Below are 14686 nucleotides of genomic sequence, written 5' to 3' on the forward strand. Positions count from 1 at the left end.
GTTCAGCGCCCGAATGCCAACCGCACGGAGTTCCGTGCGCCTTGAACCATGGTGCCCCCCACATTAGAGGCGTCTCCGAATTGAACGGACGTCCATCCGCTTAGGAGTTTTTCTTGATGAAGCTGCTTCCCAACGTTGCGCTGGCCCTGATGCTGTCGCTTGGTGCCACCGCCATGGTTGCCGCGCCCGCAACCGCACAGAAGAACAAGAAGGACGACAAAGCGGAGGCTGGCGTACCCAAGCTGACCGCGAGCCCGGCTTTCGGGAAGCCGGCCCAGGAGGTCAAGAAGGCGCTCGACGCCAAGGATTTCGCGACGGCAGAAGCGAAGCTCGCCATTGCGGATCCGCTCGCGACCACTGACGACGACCGCTATTTTGCCAATATCTTCCGCCTGAACATCGCGAGCGAGAAGAAGGACAACGCGACTCTCGCCACCGCCCTCGACGCGCTGATCGTGAACCCGAAGACCCCGCCGGCCGATCTTCCGGCCTATAATTTCGTGCGCGGGACGATCGCCATCGAAGCCAAGCAGAACGAGCAGGCCATTCCCTTCCTGCTGAAGGCGCGTGAACTCGGCTATGCCAAGACGGACCTCTCGGTGTCGCTGGCCCAGGCTTACGGATCGACCAACCGGACCAAGGAAGCGATCGCCGAGTTGGACAAGGCAGTCGAGACCGAGACGGCGGCTGGCCGGACGGCACCGGAATCCTGGTATGCTTATGCCGTGAGCAATAGCTACGCCGGTCGCGATGTTCCCACGGCTGAGGCATGGCTGGTTCGTCAGCTAAAGGCCTATCCGAAGGTCGCCACCTGGCGCACCGCGGTCAACAATTTCCGCAAGGTGACCGATCCGACCAACACCAAGTTCACCAAGGCCCAGAAGCTCGACCTGTATCGCACGATGCGGGGTACCAAGGTCCTGAGCGACCCGAACGACTATTACGGTTACGTGCAGGCAGCGCTTGATTCGGGCCTGCCGTGGGAATCGGCCGCAGTGATCGACGAGGGACGCGCAGCGGGCAAGATCCCGTCGGGCGATGCCGATATTGCGCGTGTCTACACGGCGGCCCAGGCCGCGATGAAGTCGGAAGTGTCGGCAGCGAACGCTGCCGGCAAGTCGAAGCCGAGCGTCGCCGGCGACATCTATTATGCCGCGGGGGACTATGCGAAGGCGGCAGAGAGCTACACCGCGGCTGCTGGTCAGGCCGGCGCCGACGCGAACACGGTGAACATGCATCTCGGCATGGCGCTCGCCAATCTCGGCCGCAAGGACGAGGCCAAGGCCGCCTTCGCCAAGGTTACTGCCGCGCCGCTGAGCCAGATCGCGCATCTTTGGACGATCTGGCTGGACTCGCCGCCGCTGGCGTGATTCACCACTATTGAGCGCGCGACCGCCAGCGCCGTATTTGGAGAGTTTCCGTAATGAAGACGATTTCGACCATGGCGCTGGCGGCGCTGCTGACCGGTAGCGCGGCACTGCCATTCGCGGCGACCGCCGCGGGCAAAAAGGAGCAACCGCCGCCGGATAGCCCGACGAACTTCGTCCTTTCCCAGCAGGTCCGGGCTTCGGCGGCAGCGGCGACGCTGGCGCTGAAGGCCAATGACCTGGCGGGGGCGGAAGGCGCGATTTCGACGATCGAGCGGAGCGCGAGCAACGACAGCGAGCGTTTTATCGGCCGGACCCTGCGGGTGAGGCTATTGAGTGTGTCGCCGGCGACGGTCCAGAGCCAGACGGCGATGGTCAAGCCGATGACCGAGCTGATCGCCGATCCACGTACGTCGAAGGACGATGCCTCGCGCTACAATTATACGCTCGGCGATTTCGCCTATGCGCGGAAGGATTACGTCAAGGCAGTGCAATTCTACCGCCAGGCGCGCGAGGACGGCATTCGCGACGACGAGCTGAATCTGCAGATCGTCCGTGCGAACATGGAAGCGGGTCAGGTTTCCGCAGGTGCTGCGGAACTCGATTCGATGATCACGGCGCAGATCGCAGCGGGCAAGAAGCCGCCGGAGAGCTGGTATCGTTTCGCGGCCCAGCGGCTCAGGTTGAAAAAGGCACCCGAGACGGCGGCCTGGACCGGCAAATGGCTTGGTGCCTATGGCACTAAAGCGAACTGGCATGACGCGATCGCGTTCAACGGCTTCAAGGACGAAGACGAAACCAAGCTGACCCCGACCGAACGCAAGGACCGCGATACGCGGTTCGTCGATCTATTCCGGCTGATGCGCGCGACCAGGAGCCTGGCCGGCCAGAAGGAATATCTGGAATATGCGCGCCGGGCGAACAATCTCGGCCTGAAGGACGAGGTGAAGGCCGTGATCGAGGAAGGGCGCGCGTCGGGCGCGATCCCCGCCAAAGACCCGGAAAGCATCCGCCTGCTGGGCGCTGCCCCGGCCAAGGGCAAAAAAGCCGCGGCGCCGGCCGCCGGGCCGAGCGAGGCCGCAGCGCGCAAAGCAACCGACGGTACGCAGGCCGCGCAGGTCGGCGACGCCAGCATCGGCCGGGGCGCTTACGCCAAGGCCGTCGAGATGTACGACCTCGCGCTCGAAAAGACCGTCAAGGACGCGGACGATGTCCGCCTGCACCGTGGGATCGCGCTGGCGCTTGCCGGCGACAAGGAGCGCGCGCGTGCCGACCTTGCTACGGTGACCAATGGCCCCGACAGCGACACGGCGACGCTCTGGAAGATCTGGCTGGATAACCCGCCCGCGGCCTGATTGCGGCACGGAGGATTGAAAAAGGGGGCCGCGACGCCCCCTTTTTTATGCGTCAGTCCTGCCGCACCGGGATGCCGGGCAGCGCCTTGGCGGTGCGGATCGTCAGCGAGGTCTTCACGCTCGCCACGTTCGGCGCGGGCGTCAGATGCGTGGTGAGGATTTCCTGGAAGCTCTTCAGGTCTGTCGCCACGATCTTCAGGATGAAATCAATCTCGCCGTTGAGCATATGGCATTCGCGGATCTCGGGAATCTGGGCGACATGATCCTCGAAGGCGGCGAGATCGTGCTCGGCCTGGCTGCGCAGGCTGACCATCGCGAAAACGGTGATCGGATAACCGAGGGTCGCCGCGTCGAGCTCGGCGTGATAGCCGCGGATCGCACCGGCTTCCTCGAGCGTGCGGACCCGACGCAGGCAGGGCGGGGCGGTCAACCCGACTCGTTCCGCCAGATCGACATTCGTCATCCGGCCATCATCCTGCAGCAAACCCAGAATCCGCCGGTCGATCGAATCAAACGCCATTACGCAAAGCTCCCCGCCGGCTCTGTCTTTCTGGCGAGCGGCCGGCATTCAGCATAAGATAATTGCGAGCGAACGCAATTGTCCCACATTGCTACGTGCCAAAAACAGATGTTTCACTGGCGACTCCGGCCGGTTAAGAAATTCTTACGGCGCGGTCCTCGCGGCCGGTTGGGGGTCGAGTCCTTTTGCGCTTTGACGACAGTCTCGAAACGGTTCTCTCGGCAGACATGTCGACCCCGTTCGGCGCGCAATCGGCATGGCGGCAACTGGTCGACCTGATCAGCCGTCGCCGCGTCCCGCCGGGTATCAGCGCGATCGCGAAACTCAAGGCGATTCGTGCCCATGTGCCGGCATCGATTCGCGCCGCGAGCGCGCGGGGAGTGGCCTTTGCCGACCCGCCCGCCGCGCTCGTCCAGCTCTTCGCCGAAGACGAACTGGCCATTGCTGCGCCAGTGTTGCGCACTGCGCGGCTGCGCGCCGACGAATGGATCGACATGCTGTCGGGCATGCCGCCTGCCGCGCGATCGATCCTGCGCCATCGCCGCGACCTGCCGCCAGCGGTGAATCGCGCGCTCGAAAGTTTCGGCAGCGTCGATTTCGTGCTGTCGGCCGGACCCGTCGCGCCGTTGGAGGCCCTGCCGGTCGAGCTAGGAGCGCCTGTACCGGTCGAGCAGGAGGCCGAAGCGATCGAAGCCGAGGCCGACATGGCATCGGAGCAGGCCAAGGAAGTCGCGATCGATGATTCGATTTCGGTCGAGGCCGGCGCGGCAGCAATCGAATCGATCGATTGGACCGATGTGCTCGGCCCGCTTCCCGCCAATGAGCCGGACCCCGCGATTTCGGTCGAGGCGGTCGTATCGGAGCCGGTCCTTATCGAGCCGGAGGTCGCGACGTCAGAGATCCAGGCGGAGCCGGCCATCATGGCGCCGCCTGAACTGACCTTCTTTTCGTTCGCCAGCATTGCGCGTGGACTGCCGGTCGTTGCGGAAGCGCTGCGCCACAGCGAGGCCGAGGCAGAGCAACCTCCGGCGACTGAAGCGGTCGAGAGCCCGGCGCTGCCCGAGGCAGCCGGGACCGGGGAAATTCCCGAGGCCGAAGAAATCCTTGAGACCGTGGAAACATCCGAGCTTCAGGAGGCTCCTGAGTCTGAAATCCCAGGGACTGACGCGCCAGAGGCTGAAGGCCTCGAGACCGAGCAGGCGGCCGAGGTTCAGGAAGAGGCCCAGGCGTCGGGTTCCGGGGCCGAGGTAATCGAGTTTGCCACCCTGCAGCCGCCGCCGGCCGAAGCATCGAGCGGTATGTTCCAGATCGCCGAACTGGTCGCCCGGATCGATGCCTATCAGCGCCAGCGCGAGGAAGCACCCGCCGCGCCGATTCTGCCGGAGATCCAGTCCGAACTGTTCGAGCTCGAATCGATCCAGGCGCAGAGCTTCCGGTTCGAGACCGATGCATCGGGCATCGTGCGCTGGATCGAAGGCGCCGCGCGTGCGCCGCTGATCGGGCTTTCGCTCGATCTCGCCGCCGTCCCCGGAGGGTCGCGGGTGGACGGCGCCGTCGCCGGGGCGTTTCGCCGCCGCGCCGGTTTCGCCAATGCGCGCCTGGTCGTCGACGGCGATTCGGATGCTGCCGGCCAATGGCGCATCACGGGCATCCCGGTGTTCGACCGCGAGAGCGGACGCTTCACGGGCTATCGCGGGACCGCGCGTCGCCCGCGTCCGGACGAGACCGCTGAACCGCGCCCGGTTCGCAGCCCCGCCGCAGACGCGCTGCGCCAGCTCGTCCACGAACTGCGCACGCCGACCAACGCCATCGCCGGCTTTGCCGAAATGATCGAATCGCAGATGCTCGGGCCGGTGCCCCATGCTTACCGCGCGCATGCCGCCGACATCCGCAACCAGGCGGGCAGCCTGCTGACCGCGATCGACGATATCGACATGGCGGCGCGGATCGAATCCAGGGCGCTTGATCTGCGACCGGGCGAGGTACCCCTGGTGCCGTTACTCGAGCGGGTCGCGAGCGATCTGCTGCCGCTGGCAACGCTGCGCGGCACGACGATCGATATCTATACCGGCGACGGCAACCTGGCGATTGCAGGCGACGACCGGGCGGTCGAGCGGCTGATCGCCAGGCTGATGGCCACGCTGGTAGCATCCGGCGGACGCGGCGAGCGGATCGGCATTGCCGCGACGCTCGAGGCCGACTCGATGGTCGCGGTCGTGTTCGACCGGCCTGCGGCGCTCGCCGCCTATGCCGGCGACAGCCTGTTGACGATCGATGCCGAGACCGAGGCCGATAGCGAGGGTGCGCCGCTGCTCGGCACCGGCTTCGCCCTGCGGCTGGCGCGCAACCTTGCCACCGAGCTGCGCGGCGTGCTGGTCATCGGCGACAAGGCCTTGACTTTGCGGCTCCCGGCCGCCGTTATCGAGAGCGTGGAGCAGGTTTCTTCAAGCTGATCGTGGACCAATCCACGCCTTTGCCGGGTGCGGTGCCGGGATACCGCGTCCCTCCGCCGACCGCCGCCGACCTGATCGCCTGGCCCGAGGATTTCGGCACGCGTTTCACGATCTTCGTCGATACCGAGGAAGAATTCGACTGGGATGCGCCGCTCGACCGCGACAGCCACGGCCTGTCGCATGTCACCGCGATCCCCGCGGCGCATCGTCGCTTCGCCGAGCGGGGCGTGCCGCTGACCTATTTGGTCGATTATCCGATCGCGACTGACCCGGTAGCCACCGACATGCTGCGCGAGGTGTTGGCCGATGGCGTGTCGGCGGTCGGGACTCAGCTCCATCCCTGGGTCAACCCGCCGTTCGACGAAGCGCTGACGCCGGCCAACAGCTTTGCGGGCAACCTTCCCGAGGCGCTCGAGGCGGCCAAGATCGATGCGCTGACCGAGGCGATTGCGTCCGCCTTCGGTGCCGCGCCGCGCGCCTATCGTGCCGGACGCTATGGTATCGGTCCCGCGACGGCGGGCCTGCTCGCGGCACGGGGTTATGCGCTCGATAGCTCGATGCGATCGTCCTATCGCTACAGCGACGAAGGCGGTCCGGATTTCGCGGCAGTGGGCAACCATGCGTTCCGGATCGGCGCGATCGTCGAGCTGCCGCTTACCACCGTGTTCACCGGGCTGGCGCGGCGCGGCGGGGTGGGGCTCTACAATGCGCTCGGCAAGCTGCCGAAGGGCCGCGGGCTCTTCGCCCGGACTCATCTTCTCTCCCGCGTGGCGCTGACGCCCGAGGAAATGCCGTTGGCCGATGCGCTGGAAGCGGTGGCGGTTGCGGTAGGCGAAGGGGTGCGCGTGCTTAACTTCTCCTTCCACTCTCCCTCGGTCGCGCCCGGCCATACGCCCTATGTGCGCGATGCCGCCGACCTCGCCGCCTTTCATCATTGGTGGGACCGGATCCTTGGCGATCTGGAGCAGCGCGGCGTCGCGCCGGCGTCGCTTGGCGCAATCATCGATGCGGCGGCCTTGCCACCGAAGCGGACCCTCCGCTAACGAGCGCTTTGGTGGGGCCTGTAGCTCAACTGGTTAGAGCTGCCCGCTCATAACGGGTAGGTTGCGGGTTCAAGTCCTGCCGGGCCCACCAACCTTCCGTTCGAACCCGTTCGCGGGCGATCTGGTTGCTGAATCGACCGGCGCCCTTGCTTCGTGGCGGCGTCCCGCCTAAGCGACCCATCCGTCGGGGAGTGGCGCAGTCCGGTAGCGCGCCTGCTTTGGGAGCAGGATGTCGCAGGTTCGAATCCTGTCTCCCCGACCACTACCCCGGAATAGATTGCTGTGGCCCTTCAGCGGCCACTAGAGTGGCGTCGTGAAAACGGTTCCCGGCATCCCTCCGCGCATCGCCATGAACATCGTCGCGGGGCTTTCGGTCGCCGGGCTGATGTTGCCCGAGGCAGTCGCCTATGCCGGAATCGCCGGGCTCGCACCGGGCCGTGCGATCGTCGCTGCGCTCGCTGGCGGCGTGGCCTATGCAGTGCTGGGTCGCAGCCGCTTCGCGATTATCGGCCCGACCTCGTCCTCCGCCGCGATCCTGGCGGCCGCGCTGGCGACTCTGCCAGGCAGCCCGGCCGAGCGCGGTGCGATGGCGACGATGATGGTGGCCATGGTCGGGATCATGTTCGCGCTGATCGCGGCCTTCAGGCTCGGCAGCCTTTCCAGCTTCATTGCCCGCCCGGTGCTGCGCGGGTTCGCCTTCGGCCTCGCGATCAACATTATCATTCGCCAGCTGCCGCATCTGCTGGGGCTGAAGCTGGCATCGACCTCCACCCTGGTCCTGCTGGCCGATATCGTCGCGTCTCTCGGTCAGGCGAATGGGGCGAGTCTGGCGATCGGGCTGGTGTGCCTGGCGCTGCTGATCGGGCTGCGCGCGACCACACGGCTGCCCGCCGTGCTGATCGTGCTGCTGCTCGGCGTGGCGGCATCGCGACTGATCGACCTGCCGGCACTGGGGGTGGCGCCGGTCGGCCCGATCGACCTGGGCATGGCGCCCTGGGCGCTGCCGGATTTCGGTTTCGCGCGCTGGTCCCACCTGGTGCAGCTTGCCGCGCCGTTGACCCTGATCCTGCTCGCCGAAAGCTGGGGCACCGTCCGCACGCTGGCGCTGCGCCATGGCGATTCGCTGTCGGCCGACCGCGAATTCGGGGCGCTGGCGGGTGCGAACCTGCTGTCGGCATTGGGGCAGGGCATGCCGGTCGGGGCGGGTTTCTCCGCCGCCGCTGCCAATGAATCGGCGGGTGCGACGAGCCGGATCGCTGCGATCGCCTCCCTGATCGCCCTGGCCGCCGCGGCATTGCTGGCGGGCCCTGCGATCGAGGCGCTGCCAGCGCCGTTGCTGGCGGCGGTAGTGATCGCGGCACTGACTCACTCCTTGTCGCCGGCGCCGCTTTCCCGGCTGTTCAAGGTCGGTCGCGATCAGTGGATCGCGCTGGCGGCCGTCGCGGGGGTGATCCTGTTCGGGGTGCTCGACGGCATGCTGATCGCGGTGGCGCTGTCGATCGGGGCGTTGCTCTACCGGCTTTCCCATCCAGCGGTGAGCGAGCTTGGTCGCCTGGGCGACAGCCACAACTTCGTCGACCGGTCGCGCCATGTCGAGGCCCGGGCGGTGGCGGGGGTGGCGATCTTCCGCCCGAATGCGCCGCTGTTCTTCGCCAATGCCGAACAATCGCTGGGCAGCATCGCGGCAAAGGCCATGGCGCGCCCCGGCGACACGGACGTCGTATTGAGCCTGGAGGAGAGCGACGATCTCGACAGCACGGCGCTGGAGGCGATCGCCGAATTCGAGAAGCAGTTGAACGCGAAGGGCCTGTCGCTGCATCTCGCCCGGGCGCACGACCGGGTGCGCGACGTGCTGGCCGCGGCGGGGCTCGACCGGCTGGCGCGGGGCGCTTCGTTCAGCGTCGCGGATGCCGTCCGCGTGGTGGAAGAGCAGCGGTCCGCTCAGTGAGCGGCGGCGGTTTCCCCGGTCTTGCGCGGGATCAGGTGCAGCACCGCGACGATCACCCCGCCCACGATCATGCCGATCACCGCTGATCCGAGCGCGCCGACCAGCCATTCGACCAGCCCCTGCGCCACCGGCGAGGCATGGCCGACGGCCTTTGCCGCATCGTGCAGCCCGTGCGAGATCACGCCCAGGCCGAATTCCTCCAGCCCGTGCACGATGAAGCCGCCGCCGACCCAGGCCATTGCCGCGACGCCGAGCGTCGACAGGCCTTCGAGCAGGATCGGCATCGCCTTGACCAGCCCGCGGCCGAGCGCGCGGACGCCGGCCGATTTCCGCTGGGCAAGATGAAGACCGATATCGTCCATCTTCACGATCAGCCCGACGACGCCGTACACGCCGACGGTGATCGCGATGCCGACCGCCGCGAGGACGAAGCCCTGCATCAGGACCGAGCTTTTCGGAATGTCGGACAGCGCGATGACCATGATTTCCGCCGACAGGATGAAATCGGTGCGGATGGCGCCGCCGACCTGGCGTTTCTCGAGCTCAGCCGGATCGTGGATGTCGGCGACTTCCTCGGCATGATGCGTGCCGGTGACGGCCTCGAAGATCTTCTCGGTCGCCTCGAAGCACAGATAGGCGCCGCCGATCATCAGCAGGGGGGTGATCGCCCAGGGCGCGAAGCTGCTGAGCAGTAGGGCTGCCGGCAGCAGGATCAGCAGCTTGTTGCGCAGCGAACCGACCGCGATCTTGGCGATGATCGGTAGTTCGCGATCGGGCGTCAGCCCGACCACATAGCGCGGGGTGACCGCGGTATCGTCGATCACCACACCCGCCGCCTTGACGCCCGCGCGGCCGGCTGCCGCAGCGACGTCGTCCACCGAGGTCGCCGCCAGCTTCGCGATCATCGCGATATCGTCGAGCAGCGCTACTAGGCCTCCGGGCATTCGATCTCCTTCTTTGTGGTTTCTTGGATCTGGTATCGCATTCGACGCGAAGCGCCAGAGGATCAGGGCACCGAGATATCGAAATGCATCACGTTCTCTCTCGCGCCGAGTTTGGTGTAGAGCGCGATGGCGGGATCGTCGCCATAATCGGCCTGGACGAAGATGACATAGGCGCCGCGCTGCGCGGCGATCTGCTGCAGATGCTCGATCAGCGCGGTGGCGATGCCTTCGCGGCGATGGGCTTCGGCAACGGCAAGGTCGTAGATGTAGATCTCGCTGCGTTCCTGCTCGAATTTCTGCAGCTCATAGGCAGCGAGACCGCCGACGACGGCACCGTCCCGTACCGCGGCGAGAGCGAAGAAATGCTCGCTGCCGAGCAGGCGGCGGAGATAGGCGGGGCTCGGCCGCTTTGAGTCATAGCTTTCGGTGTCCTCGAACGCCTCGCCAAAGGTGTCGAGCAGGGCGTCCATCAGCGCCAGATCGTCAGGCGCGAGGCGATGGATGGTGTGGTCCATCAGGCCGCATCCGCTGGTTCGACGGTTGCGACCAGCCTGAACTCCTCGCACCAGACCAGCATATCGGGATCGAAACCGCCGTTCCGCGTGAAATAGGCTTGGTGCGCCTCGCGCCAATAGTCGAGGCTGCGATCGCCTTCGCCTTCCTTGGTCGCGAATTCTGCATCGACGTCGGAGAAGACGCGCTGGTGCAGCGTGACGGTTTCGATCACCGCACGCGGCTGGCCCCCACCGTCGCAGGCGACCATGCGCTGGCCGATCTCGGTGAGCTGCCCGTCACGCGCCGCCCAGCAGGTCCCGGTCTTGACCCCGGCCAGGACCAGCGCAAGCAAGGTGTTGGCGAGCTCCGGGCTGTCGCCGAAAGAGAAGCGTTCGAGGTCGCTGATATCGGTTTCAGTGAGGGTTTCGGTCATGAGGCGATCGTAACAGCAGAGCGACGGCGAAAGAAATGGTTCCCCGCCGAGGATTCGAACCTCGATTGCGGCAGTCAAAGTGCCGAGTCCTGCCCTTGGACGAACGGGGAATGGCACCAGCGGCAGGAGTCGAACCTGCTGGCGACGGTTTTGGAGACCGGGCCGCGCCCACGCGCTCGCTGATGTGGCGCCAGATGATGGAATCGAACCATCGCCGCGCGGATCTTCAACCCGCCGCTCTACCGCTGAGCTAATCTGGCATGAGGGATTGGCTGACCGTGCAGGAATCGAACCTGCCGTAAGCCGATAACAGTCGGCCCCGTCCACCTTGTTCGGCTACGGTCAATTGGTTGCAGTGACTGGGATCGAACCAGCGACCTAAGGCTTATGGGGCCCCTGCTCTACCTCTGAGCTACACTGCAAAGCAGTGAAGCGAACGCAGCTTCACCAATTGCTGGTAAATCGTTGCATTCGATTGAGGGAGCGTATCTGTCGCATGCGCGGTCACATAACCAAGACTTGCCTGACTGGCAAGTCTTCTGTTCCGAGACTGGTTTCGTGCGCTAGTCAGCTGCGCCTGTCGGGTCCGTGAGATACGCCCGCTCGCGATAGGCGAACCAGTCGAAATCCGCCGCCAGGCGGCGTCCGGACGTGTCCTGGCAGGCCATTCCCACGAACGCCCCGGTGAAGTTCGGCAACCCGGGCGCACTGGCTTCGTCGGAGAGGATGCTCGCGTCGAACTGCTCGCGCAGCCAGGTCCAGTCGCTGTCGCCCTCGAGCCGGAACGCGAAGCGGAGGCGTTCGTAATCGACTTCCACGCGCAGCTGGATGCGGCCCTCCGCCGCCACGCTGTGAACTTGCGAAAAGGCATCGCCTTGCGGGGAGTCGGGAAGCGCGGACATGACCTGCACCTGACGGTCGTCATCGTCGCCGGCGGTGACGAACAGATAGTGGAATTTCGAGCCGTTATAATAGCAGATCAGGCCGGCCGCCTGCTGATAGCTTTGGGGCGCGAAGTCGACGACGGTTTCCGCCGAATAGCAGAAGGCCTGTTGCCGCCGCGCGACCAGAGCCTGTTCGAACAGGCTGCCGAGCGTCTCGCGACCGAAGAGGCGGAGATGGCCGGGGTGGGCGGTGAGGCTGAACAGTTTTTCCGGCTCGGGCGAGCGCAGCCACTGGAAGTCGATCGGCAATAGGCCGTCGTCGAAATCGGATCGGATTGGTGCCGCAGGCATCGGCGCATCGAGCACCGGCGCGGGGATGTCGCGTTGCGGGATGCTGTCGCCGCTTGCCGTATAGAGCCAGCCATCGTCCGCCCAGCGCATCGGCTGGATCGCCGTCTCGCGGCCCATCACGCAGCGGCCGCGATTGGGGAGGGGGCGACCACAGAGATAGACCATCCAGGGCTCGCCCTCGGGCGTTTCGACCAGGTCGGCATGGCCGGCACGCTGGAGCGGCGCATCGGGGCGGTCGCGGGCGCTGAGGATATAGGTGTCGGGATGGAGCTCGTAGGGACCGGTCAGGCTGCGCGAGCGCGCCATGGTCACGGCGTGATTCCAGGCGGTGCCGCCCTCGGCAGTGATGAGATAATAAAAGCCGTCGCGCTTGCAGAGATGCGGCGCTTCGGTGAGCCCGAGCGGGGTGCCTTCGAAGATCAGGCGCGGCTCGCCGATCAGCGCATGCTCCTCCGGTGCATATTCCTGAAGCACGATGCCGGCGAAGCGGTTGCGGCCGGGACGATGGTCCCACAGCATGTTGGTTAGATATTTGCGGCCGTCATCATCGTGGAACAACGAGGGATCGAAGCCGCTGCTGTTGAGATAGATGGGGTCGGACCAGTCGCCCTCGATCGTCTCGCTCGTCACCAGATAATTGTGGAAATCGCGCAGCGACGCGCCCGACGCGCCGCCGGTGGTGGTGCGGCCATAGCGCTTCACGTCGGTGTAGATCAGGTGAAAGCGATCGCCGTCATGCGTGAGGCAGGGCGCCCAGACGCCGCAACTGTCCGGATCGCCGCGCATGTCGAGTTGGCTCGCGCGGACCAGCGGGCGGGCGACGAGCGTCCAGTTGGCGAGATCGCGCGAATGGTGGATCTGCACGCCGGGAAACCATTCGAAGGTCGAGGTCGCGATATAATAATCCGCGCCGACCCGGACGATCGACGGGTCGGGGTTGAAGCCGCGGAGGATGGGATTGCGGATCATGCGGGCTCGGGGTCCTTTTGGGGTTCGGGGGCGCGGACGAGGATCCACATCACGGCGGCGGCGAACAGGTCGAGGATGCCGAGCGCGACGAAGAACGGGCCATAGCCGATTGTCTCGACGAAATGGCCCATGGCGAGCGAGAAGATCAGCACGCCGAGATTGGCCATGGTGCCGGCAATGCCCGCTGCAGTGCCCACCTCGTTCCGCGGAAACAGGTCGGAGGCCATGGTGATGCAGGTGACGGACAAGGTCTGGTGCGCGAAGCCACCTAGGCAAAGTAGCGCTACCGCGGCGGCGGCGCTTTCCACCTGGCCGACGAACATCATGCCGGTCATCAGCACCGCGCCCAGCGTATAGGCGCCGCGCCGCGCATTGATCAGGCTGATCCCGCGCCGTTGCAGCCACAGCACCACCGCTGGCCCGAACAGGCAACCGAGATCGGCGGCGATGAAAGGCAGGCCGGCGAACATCGCGATCTGGCCGAGATCGAAATGGCGGACGGTGGTGAGATAGAGCGGCATCCAGAGGGTCAGCGTGCCCCACACCGGATCGGCGAGGAAGCGGGGCAGGGCGATCCCCCAGAGGTTCCGCCGCATGAGCAGCGTGCGGAGCGGCGGCTTGTCCTCCGTCGCGCGGAGATAGGATTCCTGGCCCTCGATGATCTCGGCCTTTTCCTCCGACGAGACGGTCGGATGGGTTTCGGGCGAATGATAGAGGCGGCGCCAGCAAGCGGCCCAGATCAGCGCGAGCACGCCCGCGACGATGAAGGCGCCGCGCCAGTCCCATACCATCACCGCGCCTGCCACCAGCAACGGCGCCAGCACCGATCCGAGCGACGCGCCGATATTGTAGACGCCGCCGGCAAAGCCGCGTTCGCGCGCCGGAAACCATTCGGAGATAACCTTCAGCGCGCCGGGATGGGCGGTGCCCTCGGCAAAGCCCAGCAGCGCGCGCAGGCCGGCGAGGCTGACCCAGCCTGTCGCGAGGCCATGCGCCATGGTGATCACGCCCCAGGCCGCCGCGAACAGGGCAAGGCCGGTCTTCAGCCCGATCATATCGAGGATATATCCGGCGATCGGCTGCAGCATGATGCCGAGCTGGAAGCCCCCGGTGATCCAGCTATATTGCTCGGTGCTGATATGGAGTTCGGTCATCGCGGTCGGCGCGGCGACGCCCATGATACTGCGCGTCAGATAATTGAGGATGGTACCGATCATCACCAGTCCGATGATCCACCAGCGGATCTTCATCATCCTGCCAATCCGCATCGCGATTCCTCTCCGCGCGTCGGGCGCCGTTGCGGCTCGATCGCTGATGGTAGCGATAACGATCTGACCCGCGCTGGCAAGATCGCGGGCGATTTGCGGGGTAAGCGACGACGTGATACCGCTCGCACCTCTGTTCGGGAGAGCGGAAATGTCTCGTGTCCTTGTGCCACTCGTCCTTGGCGCCATCCTGATTTCCTCCGCCGCCGATGCGGCCAGCGCGCCGCGCGAAAGCTGGGGCAAGGCGGGCGTTTCGCTCGACCGCTACCGCGAGGACGCGGTACTGTGCGGGCGCCAGGCCTATTATCTGGATGTGTCGGATACCCCTGCGGCTAAGGCGCTGGTGCGGGCGTCGAGCCAGATCGAGAATCTGCCGTCGAACATCAACGAGAATAATTTCCAACCGGTGTCGGGGGCCGAGGCGATCGCCATGGCCGTGCAGGGAGCCCGTCCGGAGCAGCGTTTCCGCGAAATCGCCGCACTGCAGAAGTCGACCCTGGAGAACTGCCTGACCTCGCTCGGCTATGTCCGCTTCCGCCTGACCGAGGAGCAGCGGGACCACCTGTCGAAACTGCGGTCCGGCACGCCCGAACGCCATGCCTATCTCCACTCCCTTGCCAGCGACCCGAAAATCCTGTCGACGCAGCACAGCTGATCGA

The 14686-nt window shown here is 65.8% G+C and carries 12 protein-coding genes and 6 tRNA genes; 8 read left to right on the forward strand and 10 right to left on the reverse strand.

Annotated features, from left to right (window positions below):
• The first annotated feature begins 116 nt into the window (after nucleotides 1–116).
• Together WC729_RS13615 and WC729_RS13620 are read left to right on the forward strand one after the other, a co-directional pair.
• Nucleotides 117–1370, forward strand: a complete 1254-nt coding sequence (locus WC729_RS13615; RefSeq protein ID WP_372853610.1) for a hypothetical protein — start codon at nucleotides 117–119, stop codon at nucleotides 1368–1370.
• A gap of 53 nt (nucleotides 1371–1423) precedes the next feature.
• Nucleotides 1424–2722: a hypothetical protein gene (locus WC729_RS13620; RefSeq protein ID WP_372853612.1), complete on the forward strand. Its 1299-nt coding sequence runs from the start codon at nucleotides 1424–1426 to the stop codon at nucleotides 2720–2722.
• 52 nt (nucleotides 2723–2774) lie between these two features.
• Here the strand turns inward: WC729_RS13620 and WC729_RS13625 are convergent, their stop codons facing one another.
• Entirely contained in the window at nucleotides 2775–3242 is a 468-nt protein-coding gene (locus tag WC729_RS13625) for an Lrp/AsnC family transcriptional regulator (RefSeq protein ID WP_372853614.1), read from the reverse strand.
• A 227-nt stretch (nucleotides 3243–3469) separates the two neighbouring features.
• Between WC729_RS13625 and WC729_RS13630 the strand changes: the two genes are divergently transcribed.
• The 5 genes from WC729_RS13630 to WC729_RS13650 all read left to right on the forward strand — a co-directional run bounded on the left by WC729_RS13630 (nucleotide 3470) and on the right by WC729_RS13650 (nucleotide 8686).
• On the forward strand, nucleotides 3470–5695 hold the full coding sequence (locus WC729_RS13630; protein WP_372853616.1) for a histidine kinase dimerization/phospho-acceptor domain-containing protein: 2226 nt from the start codon (nucleotides 3470–3472) through the stop codon (nucleotides 5693–5695).
• Between the two features lie 2 nt (nucleotides 5696–5697).
• Nucleotides 5698–6738: a polysaccharide deacetylase family protein gene (locus WC729_RS13635; protein WP_372853618.1), complete on the forward strand. Its 1041-nt coding sequence runs from the start codon at nucleotides 5698–5700 to the stop codon at nucleotides 6736–6738.
• Nucleotides 6739–6752: 14 nt separating this feature from the next.
• A tRNA-Ile gene (locus WC729_RS13640) sits at nucleotides 6753–6829 on the forward strand.
• A gap of 94 nt (nucleotides 6830–6923) precedes the next feature.
• Nucleotides 6924–7000 (forward strand) — tRNA-Pro (locus WC729_RS13645).
• A gap of 51 nt (nucleotides 7001–7051) precedes the next feature.
• A complete protein-coding gene (locus WC729_RS13650; protein WP_372853620.1) occupies nucleotides 7052–8686 on the forward strand; it encodes a SulP family inorganic anion transporter in 1635 nt (544 codons plus the stop codon).
• Here WC729_RS13650 and WC729_RS13655 read toward each other — a convergent pair.
• From WC729_RS13655 to WC729_RS13695, 9 genes are all read right to left on the reverse strand, one after another.
• The gene (locus WC729_RS13655; RefSeq protein ID WP_372853622.1) at nucleotides 8680–9630 is read right to left on the reverse strand and encodes a DUF808 domain-containing protein; all 951 of its coding nucleotides are present in this window, start codon (nucleotides 9628–9630) and stop codon (nucleotides 8680–8682) included. The two genes, WC729_RS13650 and WC729_RS13655, sit on opposite strands and share 7 nt — an antisense overlap.
• A gap of 62 nt (nucleotides 9631–9692) precedes the next feature.
• Entirely contained in the window at nucleotides 9693–10145 is a 453-nt protein-coding gene (locus WC729_RS13660) for an AAC(3)-I family aminoglycoside N-acetyltransferase (protein ID WP_372853624.1), read from the reverse strand.
• Complete coding sequence (locus WC729_RS13665; protein WP_372853626.1) at nucleotides 10145–10558, reverse strand: ASCH domain-containing protein; 414 nt, start codon at nucleotides 10556–10558, stop codon at nucleotides 10145–10147. The genes WC729_RS13660 and WC729_RS13665 overlap by 1 nt, the downstream gene beginning before the upstream one ends.
• Nucleotides 10559–10594: 36 nt before the next feature.
• A tRNA-Gln gene (locus tag WC729_RS13670) sits at nucleotides 10595–10668 on the reverse strand.
• 75 nt (nucleotides 10669–10743) lie between these two features.
• Nucleotides 10744–10818, reverse strand: a tRNA-Phe gene (locus WC729_RS13675).
• A 9-nt stretch (nucleotides 10819–10827) separates the two neighbouring features.
• Nucleotides 10828–10903: transfer RNA gene (locus WC729_RS13680), tRNA-OTHER, on the reverse strand.
• A 2-nt stretch (nucleotides 10904–10905) separates the two neighbouring features.
• Nucleotides 10906–10980, reverse strand: a tRNA-Met gene (locus WC729_RS13685).
• Between the two features lie 141 nt (nucleotides 10981–11121).
• Nucleotides 11122–12762 carry a glycoside hydrolase family 43 protein gene (locus tag WC729_RS13690; RefSeq protein ID WP_372853628.1) on the reverse strand — a complete coding sequence of 547 codons (1641 nt, stop codon included), beginning with the start codon at nucleotides 12760–12762 and terminating at the stop codon, nucleotides 11122–11124.
• Nucleotides 12759–14012: an MFS transporter gene (locus WC729_RS13695; protein WP_372853630.1), complete on the reverse strand. Its 1254-nt coding sequence runs from the start codon at nucleotides 14010–14012 to the stop codon at nucleotides 12759–12761. Before WC729_RS13695 ends, WC729_RS13690 begins: the two co-directional genes overlap by 4 nt.
• 166 nt (nucleotides 14013–14178) lie before the next feature.
• Here WC729_RS13695 and WC729_RS13700 point away from each other — a divergent pair, with 166 nt between their 5' ends.
• Nucleotides 14179–14682: a hypothetical protein gene (locus WC729_RS13700; RefSeq protein WP_372853632.1), complete on the forward strand. Its 504-nt coding sequence runs from the start codon at nucleotides 14179–14181 to the stop codon at nucleotides 14680–14682.
• Nucleotides 14683–14686: the final 4 nt, after the last annotated feature.

The sequence above is a fragment of the Sphingomonas sp. genome, from assembly GCF_041661825.1.
Classification (GTDB): Bacteria; Pseudomonadota; Alphaproteobacteria; order Sphingomonadales; family Sphingomonadaceae; genus Sphingomonas.

Excerpts from the sequence above, each read along its gene's own strand:
- WC729_RS13695 (WP_372853630.1), bottom strand. The coding sequence starts at position 14,012 with ATGAAGATCCGCTGGTGGATCATCGGACTGGTGATGATCGGTACCATC.
- WC729_RS13630 (WP_372853616.1), top strand. The coding sequence starts at position 3,470 with ATGTCGACCCCGTTCGGCGCGCAATCGGCATGGCGGCAACTGGTCGAC.
- WC729_RS13665 (WP_372853626.1), bottom strand. The coding sequence starts at position 10,558 with ATGACCGAAACCCTCACTGAAACCGATATCAGCGACCTCGAACGCTTC.
- WC729_RS13615 (WP_372853610.1), top strand. The coding sequence starts at position 117 with ATGAAGCTGCTTCCCAACGTTGCGCTGGCCCTGATGCTGTCGCTTGGT.
- WC729_RS13690 (WP_372853628.1), bottom strand. The coding sequence starts at position 12,762 with ATGATCCGCAATCCCATCCTCCGCGGCTTCAACCCCGACCCGTCGATC.
- WC729_RS13700 (WP_372853632.1), top strand. The coding sequence starts at position 14,179 with ATGTCTCGTGTCCTTGTGCCACTCGTCCTTGGCGCCATCCTGATTTCC.
- WC729_RS13625 (WP_372853614.1), bottom strand. The coding sequence starts at position 3,242 with ATGGCGTTTGATTCGATCGACCGGCGGATTCTGGGTTTGCTGCAGGAT.
- WC729_RS13660 (WP_372853624.1), bottom strand. The coding sequence starts at position 10,145 with ATGGACCACACCATCCATCGCCTCGCGCCTGACGATCTGGCGCTGATG.
- WC729_RS13620 (WP_372853612.1), top strand. The coding sequence starts at position 1,424 with ATGAAGACGATTTCGACCATGGCGCTGGCGGCGCTGCTGACCGGTAGC.
- WC729_RS13655 (WP_372853622.1), bottom strand. The coding sequence starts at position 9,630 with ATGCCCGGAGGCCTAGTAGCGCTGCTCGACGATATCGCGATGATCGCG.